At 30.5% G+C, this 13,426-nt stretch carries 14 protein-coding genes; all 14 read left to right on the top strand.

The genetic code is table 11. The annotated features are described in order from the left end of the window. Positions 1-4 precede the first annotated feature (4 nt). The 14 genes from AC3ITQ_RS01960 to AC3ITQ_RS01895 all read left to right on the top strand — a co-directional run bounded on the left by AC3ITQ_RS01960 (position 5) and on the right by AC3ITQ_RS01895 (position 13,381). Positions 5-1,111, top strand: coding sequence for a glycosyltransferase (locus tag AC3ITQ_RS01960; protein ID WP_489236613.1), 1,107 nt, complete (start codon positions 5-7; stop codon positions 1,109-1,111). A gap of 3 nt (positions 1,112-1,114) precedes the next feature. Continuing rightward, positions 1,115-2,008 (top strand): glycosyltransferase family A protein, encoded by an 894-nt coding sequence (locus AC3ITQ_RS01955; protein ID WP_489236612.1) that lies wholly within the window; start codon positions 1,115-1,117, stop codon positions 2,006-2,008. Next, positions 1,999-2,595, top strand: coding sequence for an LbetaH domain-containing protein (locus AC3ITQ_RS01950; protein WP_489236611.1), 597 nt, complete (start codon positions 1,999-2,001; stop codon positions 2,593-2,595). The genes AC3ITQ_RS01955 and AC3ITQ_RS01950 overlap by 10 nt, the downstream gene beginning before the upstream one ends. Positions 2,596-2,604: 9 nt before the next feature. Continuing rightward, complete coding sequence (locus tag AC3ITQ_RS01945) at positions 2,605-3,426, top strand: glycosyltransferase (RefSeq protein WP_489236610.1); 822 nt, start codon at positions 2,605-2,607, stop codon at positions 3,424-3,426. A 6-nt stretch (positions 3,427-3,432) separates the two neighbouring features. Then, on the top strand, positions 3,433-4,521 hold the full coding sequence (locus tag AC3ITQ_RS01940; RefSeq protein ID WP_489236609.1) for a hypothetical protein: 1,089 nt from the start codon (positions 3,433-3,435) through the stop codon (positions 4,519-4,521). 11 nt (positions 4,522-4,532) lie between these two features. Then, complete coding sequence (locus tag AC3ITQ_RS01935; protein ID WP_489236608.1) at positions 4,533-5,438, top strand: NAD-dependent epimerase/dehydratase family protein; 906 nt, start codon at positions 4,533-4,535, stop codon at positions 5,436-5,438. Beyond that, the gene (locus tag AC3ITQ_RS01930) at positions 5,438-6,403 is read left to right on the top strand and encodes an MraY family glycosyltransferase (protein WP_489236607.1); all 966 of its coding nucleotides are present in this window, start codon (positions 5,438-5,440) and stop codon (positions 6,401-6,403) included. Before AC3ITQ_RS01935 ends, AC3ITQ_RS01930 begins: the two co-directional genes overlap by 1 nt. Beyond that, positions 6,400-6,825 (top strand): WxcM-like domain-containing protein, encoded by a 426-nt coding sequence (locus AC3ITQ_RS01925; protein WP_489236606.1) that lies wholly within the window; start codon positions 6,400-6,402, stop codon positions 6,823-6,825. The genes AC3ITQ_RS01930 and AC3ITQ_RS01925 overlap by 4 nt, the downstream gene beginning before the upstream one ends. Next, the gene (locus tag AC3ITQ_RS01920) at positions 6,818-7,969 is read left to right on the top strand and encodes a DegT/DnrJ/EryC1/StrS family aminotransferase (RefSeq protein ID WP_489236605.1); all 1,152 of its coding nucleotides are present in this window, start codon (positions 6,818-6,820) and stop codon (positions 7,967-7,969) included. Before AC3ITQ_RS01925 ends, AC3ITQ_RS01920 begins: the two co-directional genes overlap by 8 nt. Positions 7,970-7,994: 25 nt before the next feature. Continuing rightward, positions 7,995-8,543 (top strand): dTDP-4-dehydrorhamnose 3,5-epimerase, encoded by a 549-nt coding sequence (gene rfbC / locus AC3ITQ_RS01915; protein ID WP_489236604.1) that lies wholly within the window; start codon positions 7,995-7,997, stop codon positions 8,541-8,543. Beyond that, positions 8,543-9,388, top strand: a complete 846-nt coding sequence (gene rfbD / locus AC3ITQ_RS01910; protein WP_489236603.1) for a dTDP-4-dehydrorhamnose reductase — start codon at positions 8,543-8,545, stop codon at positions 9,386-9,388. The genes rfbC and rfbD overlap by 1 nt, the downstream gene beginning before the upstream one ends. Before the next feature lie 20 nt (positions 9,389-9,408). Then, on the top strand, positions 9,409-10,293 hold the full coding sequence (gene rfbA, locus AC3ITQ_RS01905) for a glucose-1-phosphate thymidylyltransferase RfbA (RefSeq protein WP_489236602.1): 885 nt from the start codon (positions 9,409-9,411) through the stop codon (positions 10,291-10,293). Positions 10,294-10,378: 85 nt separating this feature from the next. Next, positions 10,379-12,349, top strand: a complete 1,971-nt coding sequence (locus tag AC3ITQ_RS01900; protein WP_489236601.1) for a polysaccharide biosynthesis protein — start codon at positions 10,379-10,381, stop codon at positions 12,347-12,349. A 165-nt stretch (positions 12,350-12,514) separates the two neighbouring features. After that, positions 12,515-13,381, top strand: a complete 867-nt coding sequence (locus tag AC3ITQ_RS01895; RefSeq protein ID WP_489236600.1) for an ABC transporter permease — start codon at positions 12,515-12,517, stop codon at positions 13,379-13,381. Positions 13,382-13,426: the final 45 nt, after the last annotated feature.

Here is a 13,426-nt window from a genome sequence, read left to right as displayed (position 1 = left end):
GAGTATGGATTTTATGCTTGTAAATAACAATGTAATGTTTGAAAAAGATCAACAATTACTTGTTTATAAAGAGACGGGAAAATTTTTTGTTGAGGTTAAAGACTTAGGAAATAAAGTCAATGTTTTTCAACTTAGTATGTTGCAAAAAAAGAATGACACCTTCGCAAATTATAATATTAATGATAAAGGGCTTAATATTTATAATGTAAAAAGAAGAAATAGGTATTTTGCCTATATAAAAGCTTTTTTTAAGGCTCAATATATAATTAGAAGGTCTAATTTTATATATATATATTATCCTGGACCAATTTGTGTTTTTTTAGCTTTTTGTGCTATTTTGCACAGAAAAAAATTTGGATTATATGTAAGAGGAGAACAGGGATTTGATTCTTCTTTATCTAAAATTTTATTCAAAAAAGCCCAATTCGTAAATACTATATCCCCAAAATTTACTGATTTAATTACAAGTTTTGGAGGAAAGGCTTTTACTATTCGACCAATGATTGAATTAGGAGAGAAAGATATTGTGGAAGATAGAATGTATACTTCTAAGGAAAATTACAACTTATTGTATGTTGGCAGAGTGGTTGAAGATAAAGGGGTTTTCGAATTAGTTGAAAGTGTAGCTGCTTTAATTGAGAAACATAAAAATTTATCTATTAGGTTAACGATGATTGGTGATGGTTCTGATTTAAATAAGTTACAGGTTTTTGCAAAAGAATTAGGAATTGAGAGCAATATCGATTTTAAAGGAACTATAACAGATAGGATTGAATTGTCTAATCATTTTCTTAATGCAGATTTGTTTATATTACCCACACATCACGAAGGATTTCCCAGGGTTTTATATGAAGCAATGATTTTAGGAGTGCCAATTGTGACTACTTTTGTTGGAACAATTTCTTATTTAATGATTGATCAAGTGAACTGTATGGAGATTAAACCTAAAGATGTAAAAAATCAAATTCAAATATTGGAATCTATTTTACTTGATTATAATAATAAAGCAAAAATGGCTATAAAAGGAACTCAGACTATAAAAGAGTATTTAGCGGATAAAAAGTATAGTCATGCTGAGCAATTACATAATTTAGTTATTGGAAATTCTTAAGATATGGTTTCAGTTATTATACCGTTTTACAGTCATTTAGATTGGTTAGAAGAAGCATTGGAAAGTGTTTTTGATCAAACTTATACAGATTATGAAATCATTGTAATTAATGATGGCTCAACTGAGGATCTTACTAACTTTAAAAAAAAATACTTAGATCGAATAGTATATTTTGAAATTAAAAATAGTGGTCCCGCTTATGCTCGAAATATAGGCATTGAAAACGCAAAAGGAAAATACATTACCTTTTTAGATTCAGATGATTTATGGTTACCTACTAAACTCGAAAGACAAGTTCAGTTTATGGAGGACCACAAGGTAGTTTGGAGTCATACACTTTATGCTGTTTTTAATAATGAAGATGAAGAAAGAAAACTAACAATCATTAATAATGAAGATTATAGTGGAAACATCTTTCCTCTTTGTTTTACATCATTAAAAATTGGAACCCCCTGCGTAATGATTTTGACTCAATTTTTAAGAACTAATAGTAATATTCGTTTTTCGGAAAACATGAGATTTGGTCAAGATGGGTATTTATGGATGTTAATTGGTATGACTGAACCCTTAGGTCTATGTAAAGAGGTATTGACATATGTTAGAAGGTCGGGAGGGAATGCAGTACAAAGGGCTCGCGTTCATTTATATGTAAAGGGGAAGTTATATGAAAATCTAATAAAAAACATGCAATTAAATTATCCGGGAGTTAAATTGAATATGTTAGTGAAATTAGCGTATGCGCATTGCGGTTTTGGAAATAATATTGTTAGTTCTCTAGAGAATAGTAGCAGCTTTAACATCAGAAAAAATGTGTTAGAAACAGTCTCCAAGATTATTTATCTGCCAACATTTATATTTTTTAAATTATATTCAAAGAAAGTAAAATTATGGAATTGATAAAAAGATATGGACTATTAGGTTCTGCTAGATTACTCGTATCACTTGTTTATACTAAAATTTTTTTTTCGAAAGCAAGATTAATAAGATTACCTTTTGATATAAGAAATAAGAGATTTATTAAGATTGGTGAAAATTTCACCACGGGATTTGGCTGCAGGCTTGAAGCATTTCCGACAGATTACAATAATCATGATTGTTTAGTTATTGGAAAAAATGTTGAATTAAATGATTATGTGCATATAGCTGCAGGTGAAAAAGTTGTTATTGGAGATGATGTTTTGATTGCGAGCCGAGTATTTATTTCGGATCTGAACCACGGAAATTACACAGGCATTGACCAAGATAATCCACTAGTCAAGCCAAATGATCGGAAATTATCAACAAAACCTGTTATTATAAATGATAATGTTTGGATAGGAGAGTCTGTTTGCATTTTAGCAGGGGTTACCATTGGGAAGGGGAGTGTTATTGGGGCAATGTCGGTAGTAACTAAAACTATTCCAGAGTTTTCCATTGCAGTGGGATCACCTGCAAAAGTTGTTAAAACGTATGATTTTGAAAAAAAGGTCTGGACTAAAATTTGATTATAACTAATGAAAATTTCTGCAAGTATAGTGCTTTATCATTCTGATTTTGACACTTTAAAGAATTTAATAAAAAGTATTTATTTATCTGAAAATAGTGTTAAGCTCTATTTAGTAGATAACTCACATGATGATAGTCTTAGAGTACTTGAAAAGGAAAATGTAAATATAGTATATATACATAATAATGAAAATGTAGGCTTTGGTAAAGGACATAATATTGCATTTAAAAAAGCAATAGAAAACTTTTATGAATATCATTTTGTTATTAATCCCGATATTATTATTGACCCGCAAATCAATATAATAAATAGAATGGTAGAATATATGGCTCAGAATAAAGATATTGGTATGTTAATGCCTAAAATCTTAAATGAAGATGGAACTATTCAGTATTTGCCTAAATTATTACCAAGCCCAATTGATATTTTTATTCGTAAATTTAAAAGGCCAAAATCCTATTATAATTCTTTTATTGAAAATTATGAACTAAGATTTGTTGATCCAGATGTAGTTTACACCGCACCAATATTATCAGGCTGTTTTACCCTATTTAAGCTTAGTATATTTCAAAAAATCGGATTTTATGATGATAGATTTTTTATGTATTTTGAAGACTGGGATATATCCAGAAGAGTCAATGAAAAGTATAAGACAGTTTATTTTCCATTAGTTTATGTTTATCATGGCTATGAATCAGGAGCAAATAAAAGCAAAAAGCTTTTTAAAATTTTTGTTAATTCTGCCATTAATTATTTTAATAAATGGGGTTGGATGTATGACAAAAACAGGAAAAAGATTAATGCAAATACAATTAATCAATTTAAATAAAAATTTATGAAAAAAGTTTTTTTATTTATAATTATTTTAAAATCCGTGGGCATGTTTTCTCAAACTTACAAAGTTCTTCCTTTGTACAAAGAGCTCTTTGATAAGCAAGTAAATGTCACAAAGCATGAGAACGATTATCAGGATTTTTTAAAAAAAGCTTACGATGCCGAAGCAAATTTACCTGAGAACTTTGTGAAAAATGGTTCGGTTGATTATACTTTTTATATTCAGGAGGCTATTAATAAAAATGATATTGTTAAGCTTCCGAACTTTCCAATTTTAGTTAATACAAAAGGAATAAAATTAAAAAGTAATAGTGTTTTATTATTTCAAAATAAAACAAAATTGGTTATTCAGCCTAATAATTTAACTAATTATGAAATTTTAAATTTAAATGGAATAGATAATGTAAAAGTGTACTATGCCAACATTGAAGGAGATAAATATACTCATGTTGGAAAAGCCGGACAATGGGGATTTGGAATTAGTATCAGAGGTTCAAAAAACATTTTGTTAATTGGACCACAAGTTAGTAAAACTTGGGGAGACGGAATTTACATAGGGAAGTTAAACAAAAATTGTAGTGAACAAATAGAAATTATAAATAGTGTAGTAAATGATGTAAGACGTAATGGTATTTCCGTAACATGCGGAGTAAATATTAATATAGTATCACCATTGCTTGCTAATACTTGTGGTAATAGTCCGAAAAGTGGATTAGATATAGAACCGAATACTAATGATGATTTATTAGATAATATAATTATTTCAAATCCAATTACATTTAATAACGAATGGAGTGGGATATTGATAGTTTTACAATCCCTAGAAGGAATGAAAAACAAAAAAGTGTCCATAGATATTCAAAATCATGATGACATTAAATCAAGAAATGCATTATCTCTGCAAGGTTTAGTCTTAAATAAGTATAAAGATTTTGTTTTGGATGGTACAGTAAAAGTCAACGGTACTGCCTATAAACAAAATAAAATGGGTTTTTATTTATATAAATCAGATTTATCAAATTTGCAAATTGAGTCAGATAATCAAGATGTTTCCAAACGAATTAGTAATTATAGAAGTGCAAAAAAATAATTTTTTATATTTTGAAAAATAAAATTGTAATTACAGGTTCATCGGGATTTGTTGGTAGGAATATTAAATGTTACTTGAAAGATAGCTATGAAATAATTCCAATGTCTGCTCGTTTTTTTCCAGATCAAAAATTTCATATTAACGGAGATGCCGTAATTCATTTGTCGGGTAAGGCACATGATTTGAAAAAAGTTTCTAATTCATCGGAATATTTTGAAGCTAATTTTGAACTGACTAAACAATTATTTGATTCTTTTTTAGAATCAGAAGCTTCGGTTTTTATATTTATGAGTTCGGTTAAAGCTGCTGCCGATGAAGTTTTAGAAGTTTTATCTGAAAATGTAATAGCAAATCCAAAAACACCTTATGGTCAATCAAAACTACTGGCCGAAGAATATATTCTTTCGAAAAAAAATCCTAATAATAAAAGAGTTTTTATTATTAGACCATGTATGATTCATGGTCCGGGAAATAAAGGGAATCTAAATTTATTATACAATGTGGTTCAAAAAGGAATACCTTATCCTCTAGCAGCTTTTTACAATGAAAGATCATTTCTGGGTATTGATAATCTTAACTTTTTGATTAAAGAAATTCTTCAAAATCAAGAAATTCCTTCTGGAGTCTATAATTTTGCTGATGATGAAGTTTTGTCAACAAATGAGCTAGTTAAAATAATTGCAGATGTTTCAAATAAAAAAAACTTGTCTGTAGCAGTTCCGAAAACTATTATTAATAACATTGCTAAACTCGGAGATTTAGTGAAGTTTCCGCTGAACTCAGAAACAGTTAAGAAATTAACTGAAAATTATAAGGTTTCAAATTATAAGATAAAGCAGGCAATAGGAATTGATAAGATGCCATTGACGGCGCGCCAAGGGTTAGAAAAAACAATCAAAAGTTTTATAAAAAAATAATGGAATATACAATACTGGGATTACTTTTAATGATTTTAATGCTTCTGTATTTTAAAATTGCAGATCGTTTTAATATTATCGACAAACCCAACGAGAGAAGTTCACATACTGAAATTACGTTAAGAGGAGGAGGAATCATTTTTTGGTTTGCAGCGTTACTTTATTTCGTACGCCATTTTCAGGATAATTACTTTTTTTTTACGGGAATTACGTTAGTAAGCTTGGTGAGTTTTTGGGATGATATTCAGAGTTTATCCAATAAGATCAGGATTTCTATTCATTTTCTGTCGATCACTTTGATTTTTTATGATTTGGAGTTATTCAATACTGTTCCTGTTTTTGGAATTGTTGCCGCCTATATTTTAGCAATCGGATTAATAAATGCGTACAATTTTATGGACGGAATTAATGGAATTACGGGATTGTATACTTTGGTAGTATTGGGATCGCTATTATACATAAATTCTAAAATTCAACTTTTTATAGATGGTAGTTTCATAAAATATGGAATGATTGCGAGCTTAGTCTTTTTGTTTTTTAACTATAGAAAAAAAGCCAAATGTTTTGCTGGGGATGTAGGAAGTATTGCAATTGCTTTTTGGGTTATTTATCTCATTTTAAAGCTTGTTTTAATAACAAATTCACTTATTTGGTTGTTGTTTTTAGCTGTTTATGGTGTTGATGCTGTGTGTACAATTTTACATCGATTGTATTTAAAGCAAAATATTTTTGAAGCACATCGCTTGCATTTTTATCAGATCTTAAGTAATGAATACAAGGTGCAGCATAGATTAGTGTCTCTTTTTTATGCATTGGCACAGATAGTAATTTCAATTTTAGTAATTGCTCTCTATCAAAAAGTAAATGAAATATTATTATTTGTAATAGTTATTTTCCCTTTGCTTTTGGTGTACTCGTTAAAATTTTATCTCTTAAGAGAAAATAATTTAAGATTAAATTCATGAAACCGAAAATAATTCAGGGCGGTAACTTTTCAGATCATCGGGGAACTATTTCATACGTAAATGATTTTAGTTTTGGAGATATTGAAAGGTTTTATATTATTAGTAATTCTGATGAAAATCCTATTCGTGCCTGGCAGGGACACAAATTAGATGCTAAAAATTTTTATTGTTTAAGTGGATCTTTTAAAATTCACTTTGTAGAAATTGATAATTGGGAAAATCCTTCCAGAAATTTACATATTGAAACAGTTTATGTATCTTCATCAGATAGTAAAGTAGTTCATATTCCAGCAGGTTATGCAAATGCAATCGAAACACTTGAAAGTAATTCGAAATTAATGTCATTTTCCACTTTGCCATTAACAAATGTGAAAGAAGATGACGTACGTTTTCCCTCAGATTATTGGGTTTTAAATGGATAATTCAAGAATATATTTATCGGTAGCACAAGCAAGTGGTTTTGAACAAGAATATATTCAGGAAGCAATTAATACAAATTGGATTACTTCCGGGGGACCAAATGTTGATAATTTTGAAAGAGAACTTCAAAACTATTTAAGTGAACAGAAATTTGCTACAGCATTGAATTCCGGAACATCTGCAATTCATTTAGCCTTAATTTTGTTAGGAGTGAAAACGGGTGATGAGGTAATTTGTCAAACGATGACATTTTCAGCATCAGCAAATCCGATTTTGTATCAGGGAGCAATTCCTGTTTTTGTAGATAGCGAACCTGAAACCTGGAATATTTGCCCTGAAAATTTAGAAATAGCTATAAGAGACCGAATAAAAAAGGGTAAAAAACCCAAAGCTATAATTGCGGTGCATTTATATGGCACACCTTATAAAGTGGAACAAATTCATGCGATCGCAGATGCGTACGAAATTCCAATTATCGAAGATAGTGCGGAAGCTTTAGGGAGTTATTACAAAGGAAGAAAATGTGGAACTTTTGGAACTTTTGGAATTTTATCGTTTAATGGAAACAAAATTATTACGACCTCTAGTGGAGGGGCATTAATTTCTAATTCTAAAGAGATAAAAGAAAAAGCTGTTTTTTATGCTACTCAATCAAAAGATGAAGCTGTTCATTATCAGCATAGCGAAATTGGTTATAATTACAGAATGAGTAATATTTGCGCTGGCATTGGTATGGGGCAAATGAAAATAATAGAAGATAATATTCAACGCAAACACGAAGTTCATCAATTTTACAAGGGGATTTTTGATACGATAGGGGGTGGTGTTGAACTGTTTGAAGTCGGTGCAGGACAGAGAGATTATTTTTCAAATTATTGGTTAAATACGATTTTGATTAAGCCGGATAAAAAGAATAATAAAAACAGAGAAAGTTTAAGATTAGCTTTTGAAGCAGAAAATATTGAAAGCCGCCCACTTTGGAAACCTATGCATTTACAACCCATTTTTTTTAAATATCCATATTATGGCAATAAGGTTGCTGAAGAATTATTCGACAAGGGGTTATGTATGCCATCTGGGACAAATCTAACTACTGACGATAAAAATAGAATCAAAGGAGTGATCAACACTTTCTTTAAGTTGTAAGTAAATATCAAGAATATATCATAAAATGAAAATTGAAGAAACATTTATAAAAGATTTAGTTATTGTTGAGCCAACGGTCTTTGGAGATGAGAGAGGTTATTTTTTCGAATCTTACAGTAAGACTAAATTTCAAGATTTAGGAATTGAAATAGATTTTGTTCAGGATAATCAATCGTATTCAAAAAAAGGTACTTTGCGAGGTTTGCATTATCAAAACCCACCTTTTGCACAAACTAAATTAGTACGAGTACTACAAGGTGAAATTATTGATGTTGCTGTAGATTTAAGAAAAGATTCACCTACCTACGGAAAGTCATTCAGTATATTATTATCCGGTGAAAATAAGAAACAATTATTAGTTCCTCAAGGTTTTGCACATGGGTTCTCAGTTATAAGCGAAACGGCATCAGTAATGTATAAGTGCGATCAATTTTACAATAAAGCGTCTGAGGGAGGAATTAAATTTGATGATCCGTACTTAAATATTGATTGGGGAATGAATTTAGAAGAAGCAATTGTGTCTGAAAAAGACCAGGTACTTCCATTTATAGATAATTGTAATAGTTTATTTTAATGGAAAAAATTCTTGTTACAGGTGCTAATGGACAATTAGGATCGGAGTTAGCAGTTTTAGCAAAAGGATATCCAAAATATGACTGGGTATTTGCTGATCGAAAAGAGACTTCTTTAGATAATTTAGAGTTGCTTAAAAAGCAACTAAACGAAATTCAACCTGATATAATCTTAAATTGCGGAGCTTATACTGCAGTTGATAAAGCAGAAACTGAAAAAGAAACTGCCTTTACAGTGAATAGTTTAGCTGTAGAAGTGATTGCAAAATATGCCTTAGAAAATAAAGCGAAATTAATTCATATTTCTACTGATTATGTTTTTGACGGAACTTCTTCAATTGCTTTAGATGAGTTAGCAGAAACAAAACCTATAAATGTATACGGGGAAAGTAAGCTCGCAGGTGAAATTGTATGTTTGAAAGAAAACCCAGATTCCGTAATTCTAAGGACTTCTTGGGTATATAGCAAGTTTGGTAATAATTTTGTCAAAACAATGCAACGATTAATGCAGGAAAGAGACGCAATTAGTGTAGTAAATGATCAAGTTGGTTCTCCCACCTATGCGGCGGACTTAGCTCAGGCAATGATAATCATTCTTGAATCTGAAAATTGGACTCCTGGAATATTTAATTATTCAAATGAAGGAGAAATAAGTTGGTATGATTTTGCATTGAGTATAAAAGAATTGGGAGGATATGACTGTACTATTACTGGTATTCCATCAGCTGCTTATCCAACTCCTGCAAGACGTCCTGAATTTTCACTACTGGATAAGACTAAAATCAAGAAAATTTATTCCGTAAAAGTGCCTGATTTCAAGGAAAGTTTAAAAAAAATATTTATATAATCGTTTAAGATAATAGGTTTATGAAAGGAATAATTTTAGCTGGAGGCTCTGGCACACGTTTACATCCTTTAACACTTGCCATGAGCAAGCAAATGATGCCGGTTTACGATAAACCAATGATTTATTACCCATTGTCAACATTAATGATGTCGGGAATTAATGAAATATTGATTATTTCTACCCCTCATGACTTACCAAATTTTAAGAAGCTATTAGGAGACGGATCTAGTTTAGGTTGTAAATTTAGTTATGCTGAGCAGGCAATTCCAAATGGATTGGCACAGGCTTTTGTAATAGGGGAAGAGTTTATTGGGTCTGATGATGTAGCTTTGATTTTAGGCGATAATATATTCTTTGGATCTAATATGCAAGAACTATTAAAATCGAATACAAAACCAAATGGTGGTGTCGTCTTTGCTTATCACGTTTCTGATCCTGAACGTTATGGAGTCGTAGAGTTTGATGAAAATTTTAAAGCAATTTCAATTGAAGAAAAACCAGCAGAACCAAAATCCAGCTACGCAGTGCCAGGACTTTATTTTTATGATAATTCTGTAGTAGAAATTGCAAAGAATATTAAGCCTAGTGCTCGTGGCGAATATGAAATTACAGATGTTAATAAAGTATACTTAGAAAGAGAAGCTTTAAAAGTGGGTATTTTGAGTCGAGGTACAGCCTGGCTAGATACAGGGACGTTTAACAGCTTGATGCAGGCAGGGCAATTTGTTCAGGTTTTAGAAGAAAGACAAGGATTAAAAGTGGGCTGTATTGAAGAAATTGCATGGAGGCAGGGATTTATAAATGATCTACAATTAGAAGAATTAGCTCTGCCATTAGTGAAATCGGGTTACGGAGCATACCTAATTGAATTTTTGAAGCAGAAGAAAAAAGGGGGTAAAATTTAAATTACACACATTATATATGTAATTAAAGCCTTTAATTTGTATTTTTGTAATACATACAAGATTTACAGAATCAAACCTAATCAAATTGAATACAGATAAGCAGACCAAAATAGCCGATTTATTGCATAATTCATTCTCTCCAAGGAATCTAAGAGCGCAGATTAACAATCTTAGTTATTTGCCTAGGTGGATTATTATTGGTATTGATGTATTGGTGTTGGCTTTTTCTTTTACGTTTACCTATATGCTGTTTGAAGGAACAGCTTTAGGTTATATTATTACTTCTTACGACTTTTATTTTGTAGCAAGTCTAATTGCTGTGAATATATTTTTCTTTTGGTTATTTAGGACTTATTCAGGTATTATTAGGCACTCATCCTATATAGATGCAATAAAACTTTTATTCTCTCAAATGTCGGTTTTGGTGTTCTTTTTATTTTTCAATTTAGTTTTTGAATTATATACAGGACATAAAGCATTTTTAAATACAGCTCTTTTCATTAACCTGGTTTTATCCTTCTGTGGATTGTTTTTATATCGTGTTATAGTAAAACAAACTTTTGAATTATATTTTTCAGAAAAAACCAACTCTAAGCTAATAAGAACCGTAATCTACGGAACAGACGCAAATGCTATTTCAGTAGCAAATGCTTTGAAATTTGAAACGCCTTCAAGATTTAAAATTGTTGGTTTTGTGGATAAAAACAATCAAAATGCATCTAAGCGAATGCTAGATTTACCTATTTTGATTTTAAGAAAGAAGCTACCCGCTTTAATGCGCTCTGTAGCTGCTGAAGGAGTAATTATCGCAGATAAAAGTTTATCTAAAGAAGAACAATTAATTATAGTTGATCAATGTTTGGAATTTAATTACAGAGTATATACAGTTCCATTGATATCGGACTGGGAAAATCAAAAAGAGATTTCTCAAAAAGTAAAAAATATTCAAATTGAAGATTTACTAGAAAGAAAACCAATTGTTTTGGATAGTAAGTCTATTTCTAAGCAATTGAAAGAAAAAACAATTCTTATTACTGGTGCGGCAGGATCTATCGGAAGCGAGATTGTTAGGCAAGTTTTGGGATTCAATCCGAAAGTAGTAATAATACTTGACCATGCCGAAACACCTCTTCATAATTTGTGTTTGGAGACATTGGCAATGAATTCGCAAACAAAAATTGTTGCAGTAATTGCTGATGTGAAAAGTAAAAAAGCTTTAGAAAAAGTTTTTAAAAATTATAATCCTCATGTTGTTTTTCATGCTGCTGCATACAAACATGTTCCTTTGATGGAAGAAAATCCATCACAGGCAATCTTAACCAATATTAAGGGAACTAAAAACTTAGCTGACCTATCTTGTAAATATCGTGTTAGAAAGTTTGTTATGGTTTCAACAGACAAGGCCGTCAATCCAAGCAATGTGATGGGAGCGAGTAAACGAATAGCAGAAAAGTATGTACAGTCTTTATTCCTGAAAAATCAAAAAGAAAATGGTGAAAGTGGTGTAACAAAGTTTATTACAACGCGTTTTGGAAATGTTTTAGGATCAAATGGATCTGTAGTACCATTATTTACAAAGCAAATAGCCGAGGGAGGACCTGTTACGATAACGCATCAGGATATTATTCGATATTTTATGACTATTCCCGAAGCTTGTCAGCTAGTGCTGGAAGCTGGTGCTATGGGTAACGGAGGTGAAATTTACATCTTTGATATGGGTAAGCCGGTACGTATTATTGATCTGGCTAAAAAAATGATCAAATTGGCAGGATTTATTCCGGAGAAAGAAATCAAGATAAAAATAGTTGGTTTAAGACCTGGAGAAAAATTATATGAGGAATTATTAAATGATACTTCTAAAACGTTGCCAACGTATCATAATAAAATTATGATTGCGCAGGAAATTCAGGATGAGTATGAAAATCTTCATACCGAGATTGATGAACTAATAGGTATCGCAGATTTTTATGACAATGATGATATTGTTGCTAAAATGAAAAAAATTGTACCTGAATTTAAAAGTATGAACTCTGCTTTTGAAGTTTTAGATAAATAAAGATTTAATATATAAATCAAATGGATAATAGTAAAAGGTGTTTTTTTAAACGCCTTTTCGCTTTTTTGGGAATTTTTAACCGACTAAAAATCTTGTTAATTTGACAAGAGAAGAATGCGTATTAAAAATAACAAAACTTACAACTTAATTTGTGAGCACACAGAAATGAATACTACAGATAATAACAATGAATGGCTGTTTGAAATAACACCAAAAAACAAATTCTTTACATTAAATCTTAAAGAGGTTTGGCGATACAGAGATCTATTATTTCTATTTGTAAAACGAGATGTAATCACGGTTTATAAACAAACAGTTTTAGGGCCACTTTGGTACTTAATTCAACCTTTATTTACATCTATTACCTTTACCATCATTTTCAATAATGTTGCCGGAATTGATACAGGGCCAGTTCCTCCATTTTTGTTTAATCTGGCAAGTATTATGGTGTGGAATTATTTTACTTCCTGTTTAAATGGTACGTCAGATACCTTTAAATCGAATGCAGGAATATTTGGAAAAGTTTATTTCCCAAGATTTATTACACCGTTATCTGTTGTAATTTCTAACTTAATTAAATTTGGAATTCAATTTTTAATTTTTGTTGTCTTTTATATTATCTATTATTGTAGAGGAGCCGATTTAAACTTAAATAGTATGGTATTATTTTTCCCTGTCTTAGTTATTATCATGGGGATTTTAGGACTTGGGCTAGGTATGATCATTTCCTCTATGGTGACAAAGTATCGTGATTTTAGTTATTTAGTTGGTTTTGGAATACAATTACTTATGTATTTATCTGCCGTTATGTACCCGATGGAATTGATAAAACAAAAATTGCCTAAATATGGCTGGATCGTCGAATACAATCCTTTGGCTTATGTTATCGAAACAGCACGTTATATGCTTTTAGGTGTAGGTAATATTTCGATTTTAGGATTATGTTACACTTTGAGTGTGACTGTAGTCGTTTTCTTTATAGGACTTTTGATTTTTAATAAAACAGAAAAAAGTTTTATAGATACTGTTTAGACCGCAATTTATTTTTAGATAATTTACAACCTACAATTCATAGTT

The organism is Flavobacterium sp. KH_001, assembly GCF_057840745.1.
Note: the sequence above shows the minus strand (reverse complement) of the source record. Positions and strands in the feature narration are given on the sequence as shown.